This is a genomic window from Geothermobacter hydrogeniphilus, from assembly GCF_002093115.1.
Lineage (GTDB): Bacteria > Desulfobacterota > Desulfuromonadia > Desulfuromonadales > Geothermobacteraceae > Geothermobacter_A > Geothermobacter_A hydrogeniphilus.
Genome location: NZ_NAAD01000001.1, coordinates 328,074 through 345,710 on the forward strand (window position 1 = coordinate 328,074; position 17,637 = coordinate 345,710).

The 17,637-nt window shown below is 55.5% G+C and carries 17 protein-coding genes, 2 tRNA genes and 1 pseudogene; 18 read left to right on the forward strand and 2 right to left on the reverse strand.

Annotated features, from left to right (window positions below):
- Nucleotides 1-282: 282 nt before the first annotated feature.
- The gene (locus tag B5V00_RS01550) at nucleotides 283-1,656 is read left to right on the forward strand and encodes an OmpP1/FadL family transporter (RefSeq protein WP_085008817.1); all 1,374 of its coding nucleotides are present in this window, start codon (nucleotides 283-285) and stop codon (nucleotides 1,654-1,656) included.
- A gap of 83 nt (nucleotides 1,657-1,739) precedes the next feature.
- Here the strand turns inward: B5V00_RS01550 and B5V00_RS01555 are convergent, their stop codons facing one another.
- The gene (locus B5V00_RS01555) at nucleotides 1,740-3,590 is read right to left on the reverse strand and encodes an AMP-dependent synthetase/ligase (protein ID WP_085008819.1); all 1,851 of its coding nucleotides are present in this window, start codon (nucleotides 3,588-3,590) and stop codon (nucleotides 1,740-1,742) included.
- A gap of 493 nt (nucleotides 3,591-4,083) precedes the next feature.
- Here B5V00_RS01555 and B5V00_RS01560 point away from each other — a divergent pair.
- The 5 genes from B5V00_RS01560 (at nucleotide 4,084) to rplT (ending at nucleotide 7,509) form a co-directional block, all read left to right on the forward strand.
- Nucleotides 4,084-4,158 (forward strand) — tRNA-Val (locus tag B5V00_RS01560).
- Nucleotides 4,159-4,319: 161 nt separating this feature from the next.
- Complete coding sequence (gene thrS, locus B5V00_RS01565; protein WP_085008821.1) at nucleotides 4,320-6,236, forward strand: threonine--tRNA ligase; 1,917 nt, start codon at nucleotides 4,320-4,322, stop codon at nucleotides 6,234-6,236.
- A gap of 15 nt (nucleotides 6,237-6,251) precedes the next feature.
- Complete coding sequence (gene infC, locus B5V00_RS01570) at nucleotides 6,252-6,791, forward strand: translation initiation factor IF-3 (RefSeq protein WP_085008824.1); 540 nt, start codon at nucleotides 6,252-6,254, stop codon at nucleotides 6,789-6,791.
- A gap of 49 nt (nucleotides 6,792-6,840) precedes the next feature.
- Nucleotides 6,841-7,038: a 50S ribosomal protein L35 gene (gene rpmI, locus B5V00_RS01575; RefSeq protein WP_085008826.1), complete on the forward strand. Its 198-nt coding sequence runs from the start codon at nucleotides 6,841-6,843 to the stop codon at nucleotides 7,036-7,038.
- Between the two features lie 114 nt (nucleotides 7,039-7,152).
- The gene (gene rplT, locus B5V00_RS01580) at nucleotides 7,153-7,509 is read left to right on the forward strand and encodes a 50S ribosomal protein L20 (protein ID WP_085008828.1); all 357 of its coding nucleotides are present in this window, start codon (nucleotides 7,153-7,155) and stop codon (nucleotides 7,507-7,509) included.
- Here the strand turns inward: rplT and B5V00_RS01585 are convergent.
- Nucleotides 7,503-7,760: a hypothetical protein gene (locus tag B5V00_RS01585; protein ID WP_085008830.1), complete on the reverse strand. Its 258-nt coding sequence runs from the start codon at nucleotides 7,758-7,760 to the stop codon at nucleotides 7,503-7,505. The genes rplT and B5V00_RS01585 overlap by 7 nt on opposite strands.
- Nucleotides 7,761-7,890: 130 nt before the next feature.
- On the opposite strand from B5V00_RS01585, the gene pheS reads away from it, so the two are divergent.
- From pheS to mepK, 12 genes and pseudogenes are all read left to right on the forward strand, one after another.
- Nucleotides 7,891-8,907, forward strand: a complete 1,017-nt coding sequence (gene pheS / locus B5V00_RS01590; protein ID WP_085008832.1) for a phenylalanine--tRNA ligase subunit alpha — start codon at nucleotides 7,891-7,893, stop codon at nucleotides 8,905-8,907.
- Nucleotides 8,908-8,944: 37 nt separating this feature from the next.
- Nucleotides 8,945-11,353 (forward strand): phenylalanine--tRNA ligase subunit beta, encoded by a 2,409-nt coding sequence (gene pheT / locus B5V00_RS01595; protein WP_085008834.1) that lies wholly within the window; start codon nucleotides 8,945-8,947, stop codon nucleotides 11,351-11,353.
- Between the two features lie 123 nt (nucleotides 11,354-11,476).
- A pseudogene (locus tag B5V00_RS01600) lies at nucleotides 11,477-11,776 on the forward strand (integration host factor subunit alpha); the annotation flags it as partial.
- Between the two features lie 29 nt (nucleotides 11,777-11,805).
- The gene (locus B5V00_RS01605) at nucleotides 11,806-12,174 is read left to right on the forward strand and encodes a MerR family transcriptional regulator (protein ID WP_085008845.1); all 369 of its coding nucleotides are present in this window, start codon (nucleotides 11,806-11,808) and stop codon (nucleotides 12,172-12,174) included.
- A 25-nt stretch (nucleotides 12,175-12,199) separates the two neighbouring features.
- Nucleotides 12,200-12,952 carry a 5'/3'-nucleotidase SurE gene (gene surE / locus B5V00_RS01610; RefSeq protein WP_085008848.1) on the forward strand — a complete coding sequence of 251 codons (753 nt, stop codon included), beginning with the start codon at nucleotides 12,200-12,202 and terminating at the stop codon, nucleotides 12,950-12,952.
- Between the two features lie 14 nt (nucleotides 12,953-12,966).
- Complete coding sequence (locus B5V00_RS01615; protein WP_085008850.1) at nucleotides 12,967-13,614, forward strand: protein-L-isoaspartate(D-aspartate) O-methyltransferase; 648 nt, start codon at nucleotides 12,967-12,969, stop codon at nucleotides 13,612-13,614.
- A 4-nt stretch (nucleotides 13,615-13,618) separates the two neighbouring features.
- The gene (locus B5V00_RS01620; protein ID WP_085008852.1) at nucleotides 13,619-14,215 is read left to right on the forward strand and encodes a YqaA family protein; all 597 of its coding nucleotides are present in this window, start codon (nucleotides 13,619-13,621) and stop codon (nucleotides 14,213-14,215) included.
- 205 nt (nucleotides 14,216-14,420) lie between these two features.
- Complete coding sequence (locus B5V00_RS01625) at nucleotides 14,421-15,146, forward strand: M23 family metallopeptidase (RefSeq protein ID WP_172399571.1); 726 nt, start codon at nucleotides 14,421-14,423, stop codon at nucleotides 15,144-15,146.
- A 114-nt stretch (nucleotides 15,147-15,260) separates the two neighbouring features.
- Nucleotides 15,261-16,187 carry a sigma-70 family RNA polymerase sigma factor gene (locus B5V00_RS01630; protein WP_425432578.1) on the forward strand — a complete coding sequence of 309 codons (927 nt, stop codon included), beginning with the start codon at nucleotides 15,261-15,263 and terminating at the stop codon, nucleotides 16,185-16,187.
- A gap of 26 nt (nucleotides 16,188-16,213) precedes the next feature.
- Nucleotides 16,214-16,729 carry an adenine phosphoribosyltransferase gene (locus tag B5V00_RS01635; RefSeq protein ID WP_085008958.1) on the forward strand — a complete coding sequence of 172 codons (516 nt, stop codon included), beginning with the start codon at nucleotides 16,214-16,216 and terminating at the stop codon, nucleotides 16,727-16,729.
- A gap of 9 nt (nucleotides 16,730-16,738) precedes the next feature.
- Nucleotides 16,739-16,815 (forward strand) — tRNA-Arg (locus B5V00_RS01640).
- Between the two features lie 107 nt (nucleotides 16,816-16,922).
- A complete protein-coding gene (mepK, locus tag B5V00_RS01645) occupies nucleotides 16,923-17,483 on the forward strand; it encodes a peptidoglycan L,D-endopeptidase MepK (RefSeq protein WP_245803889.1) in 561 nt (186 codons plus the stop codon).
- The last annotated feature ends 154 nt before the right edge of the window (nucleotides 17,484-17,637 follow it).

Below are 17,637 nucleotides of genomic sequence, written 5' to 3' on the forward strand. Positions count from 1 at the left end.
ATTGTTTTAGAGTTTATATTCAATCGCTCGGTCTTGACATTGTCAAGCGGCGATTTGAAACTGGATAGTATGTTTTGTCCTTTCTCTTGATATTCCGGGAAAGAATGTTAAAAAATAGGAGCGCTAGGTTGTTATTTCGTGGAAAGTTCCGACAAGTGCGACTTTAATCCGCGATCCGTCCGTTCAGGGCGGATCGCGGATTAAAACAGTTTTTTATTCTTGCCACACGGTTTTCTCAGGGCTAAGATTTCTCACCATGTCTTTTCATTTCAAGGAGGTGTCATGAGATTCGCGCAACTATTCATCATGGGTTTGTCCCTGGTCCTGGTCACAGCGGGGACATCTTTCGGAGCTGGATTCGCGATTATTGAACAGAGTGTTACCGGTCTCGGTAATGCGTTTGCCGGCGTGGCGGCCACGGCTGAAGATGCCACCACGGTCTTTTTCAACCCGGCGGGGATGACGCGCATCAAGGGACAACAGGTGGTGGTCGGGACCCACTTCATCATCCCGCGATCAGACTTTTCCGGTGAAGCGCAGACCGCGGATTTCTCTGCGGCGTTTCCTACGGTTCCCGGACTCCCCGGGCCTGTTCCCATTGCCGGTTCAACCGATGATGGCGGCGAGAACGCCATCGTTCCCAACCTGTACTATGTCTACAATCCGGAAAACACCCCCTGGGCCTTCGGTATCGGTGTCAACGCTCCCTTCGGACTGGTCACCGAGTGGGACAGGGACTGGGTCGGTCGTTATCACGCAGTCAAATCGGATGTTCAGACCATTAATATCAATCCGGCGGTTGCCTACAAGGTTGACGACCATTTCAGCGTCGCTCTTGGCGTCAGCGCGCAGCAGATCGATGCCGAGTTGAGTTCGGCGGTCGATTTCGGCAGTATTCTCATGGCCGCCGCCGGCGGCATCCCGACCCAGAATGATGGGTTTTCGGTTCTGGAGGCGGATGACTGGGCCTACACGTACAATATCGGCATATTGTACGAGGCTGATGAAAATACCCGCCTTGGCATCCATTACCGTTCCCAGGTCAACTACACTGCGAAGGGCGATGCGAGGTTCGAGTACGGCAACTTGAGCGCGGCCCAGATTGCCCTGCTTAAGTCGAAAAACTTTGCCGATACCAATGCCTCGGCCGACATCAGCCTGCCGGCGAATGTCTCGATGAGCGTTTATCATCGCTGTACGCCGCGGTTGGCGATCATGGCCGATGCCACGATTACCTTCTGGAGTTCCTTTGATGAACTGCGGGTGGTGTTTGACAACGGACTGCAGGATAATGTCACTACCGAAAACTGGGAAGACAGCTGGCGGCTGTCGCTTGGTGGAACCTACAGCCTCAACGACAGGATGGACCTGCGTTTCGGGATTGCCTACGATCAGACCCCGATTCCCAGCCCGGAATATCGCACCCCGCGGATTCCGGGTGAGGATCGCCTCTGGATCGCCGGTGGTTTCGGCTATCGTCTCAATGAAGCCTTCAAGCTCGACTTCGCCTATACCCATATTTTTGTCAAGGATGCCGATATTAATAAACGGGCCGGGCTTGATCCCACCGGTGAAAACTTCTTCCGCGGCGACCTGGTGGGAGTCTTCGACAACACGGTCGATATCGCCAGTTTGCAGTTGACCTACAGTTTCTGAATCCATTCCGCCCGAATAAAAAAACAACCCCGAGTGCCGACCGGCACTCGGGGTTGTTTTTTTGAGGTGGTGTTCGGTTATTTTTATTCGTTGGTCTCGATCTGCGGTTCGACTACGTAGCGCTTGATTTTGCGGGTTGTTGTCTTGGGAAATTCATCTTCCCGCAGGGTGAATTTCTTTACCCGCTTGTAATCGGCCAGTTGTTTTCCGGCCTTCAGGACCTCCCCGCGGATCAGGGCCTCGACCTCGGCGGGGCTCATGCGGGGTTTTTTCTGTTGCCGCTGGTAGTTGTCGAGCTGCTCCTGGTCAGGGAATATGACGGCATAGACTTCCTCGGCCGTTTGGCTGACCTTGTGGCCGTAAACCATGACTTCGGCGATATAGGGACTCTTCAACAATTCATTTTCCACTTCTTCGGGATAGACGTTTTTGCCGTTCGGAGTGACGATCAGGTTTTTGCAGCGTCCGCAGATCGACAGGTAACCGTCTTCGAGTTTGCCGAGGTCGCCGGTGCGGTACCAGCCGTCCTGAAGGACTTCGGCCGTGGCTTCGGGACGTTTGTAATATCCCTGCATGACATTGGGGCCCTTGACGACAATCTCCCCGACACCTTCTGAGTTGGGTTGATCGATACGGACCTGAACGCCTTCAAGCAGATGGCCGACGGTGCCGATCTTGCGAACCGTGGGAGATTCGGCGGCTATCACCGGCGAGGTCTCGGTGATGCCGTAACCCTGGAACAGCTTCAGGCCGAGGTCGAGATAGCCCTGGGCGATGTCCGGGTCGAGGGCGGCACCACCGCTGACGAAGGTGGTGTTCTCGCCGACTGACTTGCGCACCTTGCGGGCGACGATGGGGCGGGTCAGGGCGTTGCTGTACAGGAATTTCGAAAGGGGCTGGCTGTTGATCTTGCGATAGATGCGATCAAGCACCAGTCGATAGACCGCCGGCACCCCGAGGAGAAAGCTCGGTTTCACTTCGGCCAGGTTTTCCCCCAGTTTCTTGAGCGATTCAGCAAAAGAGATGTGCCCTCCCAGAGACAGGGGGAGCAGAATGCCGCAGACCTGTTCGAAAACATGATTGATGGGCAAGAAGGAGAGCGTGCTCATGTTTTCGTCGAGCTGGAAATGTTTGACCGCCGCCTGGATGTTGGACACTATATTGGCGTGGCTGAGCATGGCCCCCTTGGACTGGCCGGTGGTGCCCGAGGTGTAGAGAATAACAGCCGTATCTTCGGCGCGGCGTGGATTCTCCGGAAGTTTCCGGTCCGGGTCGAGAGCATCGAAAGCGACCAGGCGGCCGGATTTGACCAGCTTGGCCAGGTTGGCCCGTTGCGGGGCAAAGTAGTCGATGTCGCTTTTTCTTCGATGGCTGGTGCCGCTTGCGCCGGTCATCAGTTGCTGTGCCTTGCGGGCCATGCTTTCCAGCCGGGAAGCGTCCTCCTGCGGAATTTTGAACCGTTCGACCAGGGTTTTCCAGGTATCAACCAGTTCTTCAATGGGGCTGCTGTCGCAGCTGATTTCCGGATCGCCGTCGAGCAGGATGATTTTTTCCAGTTTCGGCAGGTCGTCGAGAATTTCCTGGATGGTTTCCAGATAGCTCTGTTCGGTAAAAAGCACCCGCGCCTCACTGTCCGAGAGGACATGGCGCAGTTCCGAGGCTTTCAGTTCCTTGTCGATCGGCACCGCGACCCCGCCGCTGCGCAGAATCCCCAGGTAGGCCGCGATCCAGCGTGGTGACGCCGGCGCTATCAGGGCTGCGTGTTCGCCGACCTTGAGCTTTTTGCCTGTCAGGCCGCTGGCGGCCCTGGTGGCCAACTCCCAGAGCTGGCGGTAACTGGTCGACTGCCACTGCCCGGCTGTTTTGTGTCGGAGAGCAACACGCTCGGCATGCCTCTCGCAACTGTCGGCAATCAGTTGATCGATGGTCTGCACCCTAACCTCCCTTGGTCGTCCTGAATCCGTGGGCTCACTTTATTCAGGAATTGAGTTTTCGTTGAACCTGAATTCGTGAGCTCCGGGTTGATGGAGAGTACAAGTGCCTGGTCTGGATGAGGTTTTCAAAAATCTGAAGCGCACCCATCAGGTTCGCTGGTGATTTTTGGGAAACTCAGACAGATCAATGACTTGTTGTGCTGTCCGCCGACAAGGGGTTCACTGATTCAGGTTGTAGTTCAAGCTAACCAAGGCTTTGGCGGTTGGCAAGAAAAAACCTGTAAAAGCCGTCGGCTCGGACAATTTGCTGCCGGTTGTTCACTTTTGTGGTAATCTATCACCGGTCTTTCGCCACGGTTGCGATCTGCGGCGATTTCCCTTGAGAAAACCGGAGGGGACTGAGTCGCAGATTTCGGTTATGGAAAACACAAGAAAAGGCTTGACAGGTTTCATCGGGATTTGTTAAAAGTTTCCGGCGTTGACGGGCACATGTAGGCACGTAGCTCAGTGGGAGAGCACTACCTTGACACGGTAGGGGTCGGCGGTTCAATCCCGCCCGTGCCTACCACCTGCATCACCGGCTCCGACGAAACCGAGGCATCTTTCGATGCCTTTTTTCGTTATAGCCTGAATCCGTGGATTCAGGCCGGATGGAAAGTACGGGCGGGTCAATGACTTGTGCTGTTCACCGGTCAAGAATTCGCTGATTCGGGTAGGGGAGAAATTGAGATGAGTGTCGTTCAAATCGAATTACCGGATGGAAGCCGCAAGGAAGTCCCCCGTGGGCAGACCCCGCTGGACGTGGCCCGCTCAATTGCGGAAGGTCTCGCGCGCAGATCTGTCGCCGCGCGGATTGATGGAGTCCTGACCGATTTGAGCACGCCGCTCGAAGCCGACTGTCGATTGGAGATTGTGACTCTCGATTCCGCCGACGGGCTTGAGGTCTATCGGCATTCAACGGCTCACCTGATGGCGCAGGCGGTCAAGGAGCTGTTCGGACAAGATGTCCAGGTGACCATCGGCCCGGCGATCGAGAATGGTTTCTATTACGACTTTTTCAGTGACAAGCACACCTTCACGCCTGAAGAATTCGACCAGATAGAAAAGAAGATGGAAGAACTCGCCAGGGCGGACCTCCCGATCGAACGCTCGGTGGTTAGTCGTGAAGAGGCGGTTGAACTGTTCCGTTCGATGGGGGAGGATTACAAGGTTCAGCTGATTGAGGACCTCGACCAGCCGACTGTTTCCCTTTATCGCCAGGGGGATTTTGTCGATCTCTGCCGCGGTCCGCACCTGCCGTCGACCGGTTTGATCAAAGCTTTCAAGCTGACCAGCGTGGCCGGCGCCTATTGGCGTGGCGATGAAAAAAACGCTATGCTGCAACGGCTTTACGCGACAGCTTTTCCCAACAAAAAAGACCTGCGGTCCTATCTGAACCGTCTCGAAGAGGCGCGCAAGCGTGATCATCGCAAGCTGGGCCGGGAACTTGACCTCTTCTCCTTCAGCGAGGAAGCCGGCGCCGGACTGGTGATCTGGCACCCTAAGGGGGCGCTGCTGCGAACCCTGCTGGAAGATTTCGAGCGCAAAGAACATCTGCGGCGTGGTTATGACATTGTCCAGGGACCGCAGATCCTGCGTACCGAATTGTGGAAGACCTCGGGGCATTACGAGAATTACCGGGAAAACATGTACTTCACCGAGGTTGACGAGCAGAGCTATGGCATCAAGCCGATGAACTGCCTGGCTCATATGCTGATCTACAAGTCGAAGATCCGCTCTTATCGGGATCTTCCGCAACGTTATTTCGAGTTGGGACTGGTTCACCGGCATGAGAAATCAGGGGTTCTGCACGGACTGTTGCGCGTTCGAGGTTTCACTCAGGATGATGCTCATATTCTCTGCACCCCTGAGCAACTGGATGGTGAAATCAAGGGTGTCCTGACTTTTGTGCGTGATGTCATGGAGATTTTCGGTTTCGAGTACGAGATGGAAATTTCCACCCGCCCCGAGAAATCGATCGGTTCGGACGAAGCGTGGGAACTCGCTACCGCGGCCCTGGTAAGCGCCCTGGACGACTCCGGCCTGCCCTATGAAGTCAACGAGGGCGACGGTGCCTTTTACGGCCCCAAGATCGACATCAAGCTCAAGGATGCTCTCGACCGACGTTGGCAGTGCGCCACCATTCAGTGTGATTTCACCCTGCCGGAACGGTTCGACCTGCATTATATCGGCGCCGATGGCGAAAAACATCGCCCGGTCATGGTGCACCGTGTCATCCTCGGCGCCATTGAACGTTTTATCGGCGTACTGATCGAACATTATGCCGGAAATTTCCCGCTCTGGATTTCTCCTGTTCAAGCTGTGGTCGTCAATGTCACCGACAATCAGGCCGAATATGTCGAAAAGGTCTATCAGCAGTTGTTAAATGCCGGGATTCGGGTAAAAAAGGACTTGCGTAATGAAAAGCTCGGCTTTAAAATCCGTGAGGCTCAAGTAGAGAAGATTCCCTACATGCTGGTTGTTGGAGATCGCGAAATGGAAAACGGGCTGGTCGCCCCGCGGTTCCGTAACGGAAAAAGTCTTGAGCCCATGACGCCCGATGCATTTATCGACTTCGTCAATGACGAATGTCGCCAATACCATTGATCAGGAGGTATCACCATCGCCAGGTTCAGAGATAACGGCCCAAGTAAGGACACGACCCGCATAAATGACCAGATTCGTGCGCGTGAAGTGCGCGTTGTGCTCGAAGACGGCGAGCAGCTCGGCGTGCTGGACATCCGTGCCGCCCTGGAGGCCGCTGCGGATCGCGGTCTCGACCTGGTTGAGGTGTCCCCCAATTCCAATCCGCCGGTCTGTCGGGTCATGGACTATGGAAAGTTCAAGTACCAGGCCAGCAAAAAGGCGGCCGAGGCCAAGAAGAAGACGGCCCGGGTGGAACTCAAGGAAGTCAAGCTGCGGCCGAAAACGGAAGAGCATGACTATAATTTCAAGGTCAAAAATGCCCGCCGCTTCCTGGAAGCCGGCAACAAGGTCAAGGTGACCATCATGTTCCGCGGCCGCGAGGTGACCCACCCCGAATTCGGGCGGCGTCTGCTGGAGCGGGTTTCGGAGGACGTCAAGGATCTCGGCCAGGTCGAAATGATGCCCCGCATGGCCGGGCGTTTCATGTCGATGGTGATCGCGCCAATTAAAAAATAACCGTATTTTCACCCCATGCGGGTGGAAGACCATTTATAAGGAGTTTGTGATGCCCAAGATCAAAACCAATCGCGGCGCGGCCAAGCGTTTCCGGAAAACAGGTACCGGCAAGATCCGCCGCAACAAGGCCTTTACCAGCCATATTCTGACCAAGAAGAGTACCAAGCGCAAGCGTGACCTGCGCAAGGCGACCCTGGTGTCCGCCGCCGATGCGAAAAATATCAGCCGGTTGATCCCGTACCTCTGATCCACCGGTTGCTGATATCGGTCGTGAACTGAGGGGACAACTGTCTCCCCCTTCAGATCCGGCCCGGCACCGCGGAATCAATCCGCGAAATCTTACCCACAGAAGGAGTTTTCCATGCCGAGAGTCAAAAGAGGATTCAAAGCGAGACGCAGAAGAAACAAGATTCTTAAACTTGCCAAGGGCTATCGCGGCGCGCGCAGCAAGTTGTTTCGCAGCGCAACCGAGGCCGTTGATCGTGCCCTCAATTATGCTTACCGTGACCGCAAGGTGCGGAAGCGGGATTTTCGCGCTCTCTGGATCGCACGCATCAACGCGGCAGCCCGTGATAACGGGCTTTCCTACAGCCGCTTGGTCTATGGTCTGAAAAAGGCGGATGTTCAGCTCGACCGCAAGATCCTTGCTGAACTTGCTGTTTCCGACCCGAGCGGGTTCAGCTCGGTCGTTGAACAGGCCCGAGCCCAGCTTCAGTAAGCAGCGGAAAAAAAGATGAGGCCGGGCCTCATCTTTTTTTTTACCTGAATCAGTGGGTTTATGCCGGATGGAGAGTGCAAGAGCTTGGCCTGAATGCGATTTTCAAAAATCTGAGGCGCACCCATTGGTTCGCCGGTGATTTTTGGGAAGCGGAGGCAGGTCAATGAGTTGCGCAATTCGCCGGTGATAAGCTCACTGGATTCAGGTTTGCCTGAATCCAGTGAATTGTGATCTGTTTTCCAGTCATGCATTCAATGGATTCAGATTTGCTGAAAATACCTGATATGCGCGATGGGACCCTCCGGGTTCCATCGCGTGTTTGTCCTGTCCTGCATGAGTTGAAGCCGCTGGTTCGAGGCTGGACAGAGAAGGAAACGGATCATGAAAGAAGAGTTGGCAAAACTTGCCGATGAAGGTGTTGCCCAGGCCGCCGCGGCCGGAGATGAAGCCTCCCTGCAGGATGTTCGAGTCAGGTATCTGGGAAAGAAGGGGGCCCTTACCCGGATCATGAAGGGGATGGGCCGGCTTTCCGCCGAGGAACGCCCGCAGGTGGGGGCTCTGGCGAACGAAGTGAAGACTAGGCTTGAAGAGACCTTCGCAGCCCGCCTGGAGTTCCTGCGGGAGCAGGCGGTCGCGCAAAAAATTGCCGGCGAAAAGATTGACGTGACCCTGCCGGGAAGGTGTGGCTGGCAAGGGAGCAGGCATCCGATAACCCTGGTGACTGAAGAGGTCGTGTCTATTTTCTCTTCTCTCGGGTTCGCTGTCGCTGAAGGGCCTGAAATCGAGGAAGATTTCTATAATTTCGAGGCCCTTAATATTCCCAAGGACCATCCCGCGCGTGATATGCAGGACACCTTCTACATCGCCGATGAGGTTGTTCTGCGCACCCATACGTCACCGGTACAGATCCGCACCATGCTTGCCCAGGAACCGCCGGTCAGGGTTGTTGCGCCCGGCACGGTTTACCGCCGTGACTCCGACCTGACCCATAGTCCGATGTTTCACCAGGTTGAAGGATTCCTGGTGGATCGCAGGGTCACCTTCGGAGATCTCAAGGGGATCCTGACGGCCTTTATCGAACAGTTTTTCGGCAAGGGATTCGGCGTGCGGTTTCGTCCCTCCTTCTTTCCTTTTACGGAACCTTCGGCCGAAGTTGATATCGAGTGTGTGATCTGTCACGGCAAGGGCTGCCGGGTCTGCAGTCAGACCGGCTGGTTGGAAATCCTTGGCAGCGGCATGATCGATCCCGAGGTTTTTCGCTCCGTCCACTATGATGTTGAAACGTTCAGCGGGTTTGCTTTCGGCATGGGGCTTGAACGCCTGGCGATGTTGAAATACGGGGTGAATGATCTGCGCCTCTTTTTCGAAAACGACATTCGGTTTTTGTCGCAATTCTAAGAAGTTGCTTGATGTTATTTAAAGGAAATTCTTTATTATGATCGTCACCCTGAGCTGGCTCAAAGAGTTTGTCGATATTCCTCTTCCCCCTGAAGATCTCGCGCACCGTCTGACAATGGCCGGACTCGAAGTCGAGGCCGTTGACTACCTCGGGGCCGATCTTGATTCCGTGGTGGTGGCACGCCTGGTTTCCGTGGAAAAACATCCTGAAGCGGATCGACTGACTCTCTGTCAGGTTGATAACGGCAGCAATACGGTTCAGGTTGTCTGCGGCGCCACCAACCACAGGACCGGCGACCTGGTTGCTTTCGCCCAGGTCGGCAGCGTGCTTCCCGGCGACTTCAAGATCAAGAAGTCAAAAATCCGTGGGCTGGTTTCGATGGGCATGCTCTGCTCCGAAAAGGAACTGGGACTGTCCGAAGAGTCGGACGGCATCATGATCCTTCCTGCCGGACTGACTCCCGGCACACCGGTCTTTGAAGCCCTTGATCTCAAGGATGTCCGCTTTGAAATCGGCCTGACACCGAATCGTCCCGACTGCCTCAGCGTGCTCGGCGTGGCCCGTGAAATTGCTGCCATGACCGGGAGTACGCTGCGCGTCCCTCAACCGCAGGTTGTCGAGGCGGGAACGTCGGTTGCCGAGCAGACCAGCGTCACCATCGAAGAACCGGACCATTGTCCCCGCTATCTGGCGCGGCTTGTCCGGGGGGTCAAGATAGGACCGTCCCCTGCCTGGCTGGTACGTCGTCTTGAAGCGATCGGGCAACGATCGGTCAATAACGTGGTCGACGTGACCAACCTGGTGATGATGGAACTCGGTCAGCCGATGCATGCCTTCGACTTCAACCTGTTGCGCGAGGGGCGAATTGTTGTCAGGAAGGCTGGCGATGGTGATCCTTTCACCACCCTCGATGAACAGCGGCGCCGGCTCGCCGCCGACGACCTGATGATTTGTGACGGCGTCGGTCCCGTCGCCCTGGCCGGGATCATGGGGGGGCAGAATTCGGAAATCCAGGAACATACCGTTGATGTGCTGCTGGAGAGTGCCTACTTTGCCCCCAGCACCATTCGTCGCACCAGCAAGCGCCTGGGGATTCACACTGAATCCTCGCATCGTTTCGAGCGGGGAACGGATGTCAATATGGCACCCGTGGCTCTTGAGCGGGCGGCGGCCCTGATAAAAGACGTGGCCGGCGGGCAGGTCTGTCCCGGTGTCATCGACGCCTATCCGAATCCGCCTGAGCCCTGTCGGATCAGGCTCACGCGGGAAAAAACCTGTGCGACCCTCGGCGTTGCTCTTGATCTCGAAACCATAAGCGGCCTGTTGCGCGGGATCGGTATTGAGGTGGAAAACGACACCTCCACTGCGGACCAGGCCCTGCTCTGCAAAGTGCCGAGTTTCCGCCCGGATCTTGAGCGCGATATCGACCTGGTTGAGGAGGTGGCGCGCCTGAACGGCTATGATGCCATTCCCGCGACCATGCCCGAAAGTCGCGCCATGATCACCATGCCGCAACCACACCAGTTGCTGGTTCGTCGTCTGCGGGACCGGATGGTTGCCGCCGGTTTTTGCGAGATTGTCAACTACTCCTTCATTTCCCCGGCGGCTTTTGATCAAATCGCCCTGTCGCCTGATGATCGGCGACGTCATCCAGTGAAGATTCTCAATCCTCTGACCGAGGAACAATCGGTCATGCGCACTACGCTGGTACCGAGTGTGCTGGATACCGTTGCGAGAAATTTTTCCTATCGTTCCCTCGACCAGCGATTGTTTGAACTTCGACCGGTGTTCCAGCGGACCGATGATGGTTCACTGGAACCCACGATGCTTACTGCCGTCATGACGGGGCGTCGCGAACCGATCGGCTGGGCGAACAGCCAGGAAAGTGTCGATTTTTACGATCTCAAAGGTGTTGCCGAACAGGTGTTGAGCGGATTCGGCGATGCTGATCTCGAATGGCAGATTGATGCCGGTGAAAATTACTTTCATCCGGGCAAGTCATGTCGGATATTGACCGCGGGGAGGCTCCTTGGCCGCATAGGGGAAGTGCACCCCATGGTTGCGAGAAGTTATGACTTTGAAGCCCCGGTTTTTCTGCTGGAAATCTTCGTCGACACACTTCAGGAGCTGGATCTGCCGCAGGCTCGTTTCGAACAACTGTCCCGTTTTCCCGACAGCTTCCGCGATACCGCTGTGCTGGTTGATGAGGATGTCCCGGCCGAGAATATCCTGCGTGTTATCAGAAAGGGCAGCAGCCGTTTTGTTGAAGAGGTCCGACTGTTCGATCTCTACCGCGGCAAGGGCGTTCCGGAGGGCAAGAAGAGCATCGCTTTCCGGGTCCGCTACCGTTCTTCCGAAAAGACCTTCACCGATGAAGAAATAAGTAAAGCTCATGCCAGGATCGTGCGACTGTTGGAAAAAGAGGTCGGTGCTGAACTTCGGTAAAGGTCGGTAAATAGCGGCCTCAGCGGTTTTTTTATCTAAACCCTTAATTTTTTTGATAAAAGCGGTTGTCAAGCCCTTTGGGCTGTGTTATAAAAACCTGTAAATTCAAGGACCTGGGCCCTTTTTGTTAATGGAGGTGCTATGACAAAGGCGGATCTGATCGAGAGAGTTTATCTCAAAACCGGCTTTTCCAAGAAGGAATCCGCTGAAATCGTCGAAATGGTTTTCGACCTGATGAAGGATACGTTGGAAGAGGGAGAGAAAATCAAAATTGCCGGTTTCGGTAATTTTGTGGTCAAGGGAAAGGCTTCCCGACGGGGGCGCAACCCGCAGACCGGCGAAGAAATTGAGATTTCATCCCGCAAAATTCTGACCTTCAAGCCGAGTCAGGTGCTCAAGGGAGCCATCAACGGCGAGTCCTGAGAGTTCAGGGCTTCCGGCCGGGCGCGGTCATGGCAATCGAAATCCCTGACAAACTCTATTTCAAAATAGGCGAGGTCGCTGAACTGACCGGCGTCAAGCCCCATGTGCTACGTTACTGGGAGTCGGAGTTCGGCGGATTTCGTCCCCAGAAAAGCAGGTCCAATCAGCGGCTTTATCGGCAGAAGGATGTTGAGCTGGTGTTGCGGCTGAAGGACCTGCTGTACAACCAGGGGTTCACCATCGCCGGCGCCAGAAGAAAATTACGCGAGCCAGCTGCGTCGCCGGACGATCAGCTGGCTTTGCCGTTGAAACCGACCGTCGACCCCATGCTGCTTAAAGAAGTACGAGCCGACCTGTTGCGGTTGCGGCGCCGGTTGGTCGAAGCACCCGATCCTTGAACGATATCCCGCAACAGAGGTTCACTTGTTTATCCTGATCACCAATGATGACGGGATTCAGTCTCCCGGCATCATCTGTCTGGCTGATGAACTTTCAACTCTCGGCGAGATCGTTGTTGTCGCTCCCGACCGTGAACGCAGCGCAGTTGGTCATGCATTGACCCTGCATGCGCCGTTGCGTGCCGACGAAATACGGTCTGGCTGGTACGCCGTTGACGGAATGCCGACGGATTGCGTCAATCTCGGAATTCATGGACTCATAAAACGAACTCCCGATCTGGTTGTCTCGGGGATCAATCGCGGTGGCAACCTGGGTGACGATATCACCTATTCAGGGACCGTCGCCGCGGCTATGGAAGCGACCCTGATGGGCGTCCCGGCCTTCGCCATCTCCCTGGTGGAGGGGCCCTACGGGTATGCTGACTTCAAACCCGCCGCCAGGGTCGCCCACGGCCTGAGTCGCTTGATCGCCACTCACGGCCTGCCACGCGATACCTTTTTCAATGTCAATGTCCCCCCCGGCGATCCCGGCGAGGCGGTCATCACCCGACAGGGAAAACGGCGCTACGAAGATCTCGTGGTGGAGAACGTCGATCCCCGGGGCCGGACCTATTATTGGATCGGCGGCGGCAAGCCGGGGTTTGAAGATCAGGCCGGCACCGATTTTCACGCGATTGAAAAAGGGAAGACGTCTCTGACCCCCCTGCATCTCGACCTCACAAATTATCGCGCCATGGAGGAACTGCACAACTGGCCTCTCGGTGCCCTGGACGTCTGACCTGGATCATATTTATGCAGTTTTCCATTGCTCGCCGCCGCATGGTTGATCGCCAACTGAGACAGCGCGGCATTACCGACCCGCGGGTCATCCAGGTCATGCTGGAGATGCCGCGGCACCTATTTGTCGAACCGGCGCTGCAAAGTCAGGCCTACAGCGATTATCCCCTGCCCATAGGCCAGAAACAGACCATTTCTCAACCGTTCATGGTTGCCACCATGAGCCAGGCCCTGGAACTGGAAGGTGATGAACGGGTGCTTGAAATCGGTACCGGTTCGGGGTATCAGGCCGCGGTGCTGGCGAAACTCTGTCGACGGGTCTTTACCGTCGAACGCATCCCTGAACTCGCCCGCCAGGCCCGGCGGGTTTTTGATGAGCTGCGCTTGCACAATATCAATCTGAAGGTTACCGATGGTACCTTCGGTTGGGAAGAACAGGCCCCCTTTGACGGTATCGTCGTTACCGCCGGGGCTCCCGATGTGCCCCGGACCTATCTGGACCAGCTTGCCGATGGTGGTCGGTTGATTATCCCTGTCGGCGATCTTGGAACCCAGAGTCTCAAGAGGATTATCCGCCGCGGGTCACAGTTCGAAACGGAATCCCTGCTGGATTGCCGTTTTGTTCCATTACTTGGAGAAAAAGGATGGCACCTGCCCGAATAGGTTCATGAAACTGTTCCGCAATCTTTACGACTGGATTTTGCATTGGGCCGATACGCCTTACGGGCAACCGGCCCTCTTTATGCTGGCACTGGTCGAAGCCTCCTGCTTTCCCGTTCCCCCTGATATCCTGCTGATCGCTCTCAGTCTGTCACGACCGCGTCGCAGCTTTCGTTTCGCAGCCATCTGCCTGGTTGGATCGACCATCGGCGGTATTCTCGGGTACTGGCTCGGTGTCGGAGCCTGGGATCTGCTGAGTCGTTTTTTTTATGAATATATTCCAGGGTTCACCCCGGAGATTTTTACCCGGGTGCAGAATCTTTTTTCCGAGTACGGTTTCTGGGCGGTCTTTACCGCCGGTTTCACCCCCATCCCCTATAAAATTTTCACCATCGGAGCGGGGGTCTTTCAAATCAATTTCCTGGTTTTCGTTTTCGCTTCGATTCTCAGTCGTGGCGCCCGTTTTTTCCTGGTCGGCGCGTTGATTCGTCATTACGGTGAACCGGTAAAGGTCTTTATTGATCGTTATTTCAACCTGCTCAGCATTCTCTTTGTCATTCTGCTGGTGGGCGGATTTTTTGCTGTGAAAAGATTTTTCCACTGAACCCGGAATCAATGTCGGATTTTGAGTGATTGACGGTCTGCCTCACCGTTTGTTAATTTGATCGATATCCGTGTTCCCGACTGATATCGCTAACCATTGAATTGCTGACCTGACGTGGTCGATGAATCTGACGAGGGGTTGCTGCATAGTTCTGCTATTGGGATCTCTTTGGGGGTGCTCGCCGCCCAGGGGGGTCTATCATGCCGTGCAGCCGGGGCAGACTCTCTACCAGATCAGTCGCACTTACGGGGTTGAAGAATCCTACCTCGCTCGTGTCAACCGGATTTCCGACCCGACCAGGCTGGCCGTCGGCCAACGCGTTTTTATCCCCGGGGCAACGTCCGTGAAACATGTGCCGGCGACGGTTTCCTTGTCCCGCAAAGCTGTTTCTTCAGGTAAACCCACCAGAAAACGCCCGGCGGCCGCCCCCGGCACCGGTTCCGGACGGCAAGGGAAAAAGCCGGCCTCCGTGAAATCCCGCAAGCCGGCGACGAAATCGCATCACCCTCAACAGGATGCCGGCAGGACGAAGACGACCGGGACTCCGCCACCCGTCCGCAAGGGACATTTCCTCTGGCCGGCGCGCGGTCGGATTCTCAAGCCATTCGGCGGGCAGGGGAAAAATGCCGGCAACGGCATTGAAATTGCCGTGCGCAAGGGCAGCCCGGTTCACAGCGCCGCTGCCGGCAAAGTGATTTACAGCGGCAACGGCATCAGCGGTTACGGCAACCTGATCATTCTGCAGCATGATGATTCCTTTTATACGGTTTATGGTTTCAACAGTAAAAACCTGGTCGAGGCCGGCGGTTTCGTCAGCAAGGGGCAGAAAATAGCTTTGTCCGGGGTTCCGCCCAGCGGTGGAAGCCCGCGACTTTACTTTGAAGTCCGCTATGGGAAACGCCCCGTCAATCCGATTTTTTACTTGCCATAACGCAGGCCGTTCCTTAGACTTCTGCCTGGTGCAAAGGGGAGGAGGGTGTATCCAATGGAGGAGTTGGTTGAGGGCATGAGCGAAGTTGATCTGGAAGCGGGGACTTCGACCGTTATGCGACCCGGTGTCGAGGATGTCCCGGAACCGACGGTTGCGCAGTTGAAGGAAGAAGCTCGCCGGGAAAAAACCGCTGCGGATGAGAGCCATTCCGACGATGCCATCAAGCTTTATCTGAAGGAGATCCAGAAGACCAATCTCCTGACGGCGGCTGAAGAACGCGAACTGGCCCGCAGGATTTCGACCGGAGACATGGCGGCTCGGGATCGCATGATCGAGTCCAATCTGCGCCTGGTGGTCAAGATCGCCAAACGGTACATGAATCGCGGGTTGCCCTTCCTTGACCTGATCGAAGAAGGCAATATGGGGTTGATCAAGGCGGTCGAACGATTCAAGCTGAGCAAGGAATGCCGTTTTTCGACCTATGCCACCTGGTGGATAAGGCAGTCGATTGAACGGGCGCTGGTCAACCAGAGCCGAACGATTCGTCTGCCTGTCCATGTTTCCGACGATATCAACAAGCTGATCAAGGTCACCCGTGAACTGGTACCGAAATTCCGACGGGAGCCGAAGGTGGACGAGATCGCTTCGGCGATGGGCGTTGAACCGGCCTATGTCAATCGGTTGATGGTGCTGGTCAAGAAAACCTACTCCATCGAACATCCGATGGGAGAAAACAACGATTACAGCCTGATGGATACGATTGAGGATGCCTCAGCCCTCAATCCCCTGACCCTGGCTGAAGATCTCGACCGTTTCAACCATGTTTCGGAGTGGATGTCGACTCTCTCGGAAAGTGAGCAGGAAATCCTCAGCCTGCGTTTCGGTCTGAATGACCGTGAACCGCAGACGCTGGACACCATCGGCCGGAAATTCGGCGTAACGCGAGAACGCATCCGCCAGATTGAGGCCAAGAGTCTCGATAAGTTGAGACGCATCATGGCCGAAAAACGCGCCGCTGGGCAGGACCCGGATGAAGATTGAATCCGCTCCTGGAAAAGGACTCCGTCATGGATGAGTTGAAAAGAATTATTCGCGATGTGCCCGATTTTCCCAAGAAGGGAATTGTTTTCAAGGACATCACCACGCTGCTGGCGGATGGTCGCAACTTCCAACGCATGATTGACCTGATGGCTCATCGTTATCTGGGACAGGGGATCCAGAAAGTTGTCGGCGTCGAGGCGCGTGGTTTCATCCTCGGTTCGGCACTTGCCTACAAGCTCGGTACTGGCATCGCCCTGGTCCGCAAGCCGGGAAAACTGCCGTGGAAAACCCTGCGGAAAACCTACGAACTTGAATATGGCACCGATACTCTTGAAATTCATATCGATGCTTTTGAACCGGGTGAGAAAGTTCTTATCGCTGACGATCTGCTGGCGACCGGCGGAACGGTTGCCGCGGTGGTTGACCTTGTGCAGCAACTGCAGGCAGAGATTGTTGAATGTGCCTTTCTGGCCGAACTTGAATTTCTTCAAGGTCGCAAACGCCTTCCTGAGGGTAAGGTCCACAGCCTTCTTCAATTCTGACATTCTCTTGGCCCCGTAGCTCAGCTGGATAGAGCATTCGCCTCCTAAGCGAAGGGTCACAGGTTCGAATCCTGTCGGGGCCGCCAGTTATTGTTCTGTTGGAAAGAATATTGCATGGGACAAGTCAGCGTTTGCTGCGAGAGTTGCGGCCGTGTTCCCGGCTGGACAAATAACGATCACGGAGTTTTTGTTTTTGAAAGTTTTCAACAGGTTGACACGAAGAGAAGTTCTCAAGGCGGGGGTTGGCGCCGGCCTCGGCCTGCTGCTGCCGCTGCCGGTTTTTGCTTATGCTGACGGGGATTTGACGACCGAACGCTGCCTCAGCCTTCACAACCTGCATACCGGCGAGGTGTTGAAAGAGATCCCTTATCGAACTCCGCAGGGATATCAGAAAGATGCTCTTGAGGCTCTGAATTACCTGTTGCGGGATTATCGTACCGGGGAACTCAAGGAGATTGATCCGCAATTGTTCGATCTGCTCTACGGCGTTCAGAACCGTTTAGGTGCCTGTGCCGAATTCCAGGTCATTTCAGGTTACCGTTCCCCACGCACCAATGAACTTTTGCGCAGGCGCAGCCGCGGTGTCGCGAAACACAGCCTGCACATGCTGGGCAAGGCGATCGATATCCGGCTGCCCGGTTGTGACCTGTCCCGCCTGCGGGCGGCGGCCGTTGCCGTCAAGGGCGGAGGCGTCGGTTATTACCCGAAATCGAATTTTGTTCACGTCGATACCGGCCGCGTTCGCTACTGGTAGCATCAGCTTTCATATCTCACCCGAAGGTCTGTCTTGACGGCAGACCTTTTTTCTTTTCAGCCTTCCGGCCACCCTGTATTCTATACCCTGAATCAGTGAGTTTGAGCTTTCGCCGGTCATGGGTTCGTTTCTTCAGATGATTGCTGAACGATTT

What these genes read in the sequence shown, in the direction of transcription:
- B5V00_RS01585 (WP_085008830.1), bottom strand. Translation starts at nt 7,760, where the DNA reads ATGCATGACTGGAAAACAGATCACAATTCACTGGATTCAGGCAAACCT.
- B5V00_RS01615 (WP_085008850.1), top strand. Translation starts at nt 12,967, where the DNA reads ATGCAGTTTTCCATTGCTCGCCGCCGCATGGTTGATCGCCAACTGAGA.
- B5V00_RS01635 (WP_085008958.1), top strand. Translation starts at nt 16,214, where the DNA reads ATGGATGAGTTGAAAAGAATTATTCGCGATGTGCCCGATTTTCCCAAG.
- B5V00_RS01620 (WP_085008852.1), top strand. Translation starts at nt 13,619, where the DNA reads ATGAAACTGTTCCGCAATCTTTACGACTGGATTTTGCATTGGGCCGAT.
- B5V00_RS01605 (WP_085008845.1), top strand. Translation starts at nt 11,806, where the DNA reads ATGGCAATCGAAATCCCTGACAAACTCTATTTCAAAATAGGCGAGGTC.
- thrS (WP_085008821.1), top strand. Translation starts at nt 4,320, where the DNA reads ATGAGTGTCGTTCAAATCGAATTACCGGATGGAAGCCGCAAGGAAGTC.
- B5V00_RS01550 (WP_085008817.1), top strand. Translation starts at nt 283, where the DNA reads ATGAGATTCGCGCAACTATTCATCATGGGTTTGTCCCTGGTCCTGGTC.
- pheS (WP_085008832.1), top strand. Translation starts at nt 7,891, where the DNA reads ATGAAAGAAGAGTTGGCAAAACTTGCCGATGAAGGTGTTGCCCAGGCC.
- pheT (WP_085008834.1), top strand. Translation starts at nt 8,945, where the DNA reads ATGATCGTCACCCTGAGCTGGCTCAAAGAGTTTGTCGATATTCCTCTT.
- B5V00_RS01630 (WP_425432578.1), top strand. Translation starts at nt 15,261, where the DNA reads ATGCGACCCGGTGTCGAGGATGTCCCGGAACCGACGGTTGCGCAGTTG.
- rpmI (WP_085008826.1), top strand. Translation starts at nt 6,841, where the DNA reads ATGCCCAAGATCAAAACCAATCGCGGCGCGGCCAAGCGTTTCCGGAAA.
- rplT (WP_085008828.1), top strand. Translation starts at nt 7,153, where the DNA reads ATGCCGAGAGTCAAAAGAGGATTCAAAGCGAGACGCAGAAGAAACAAG.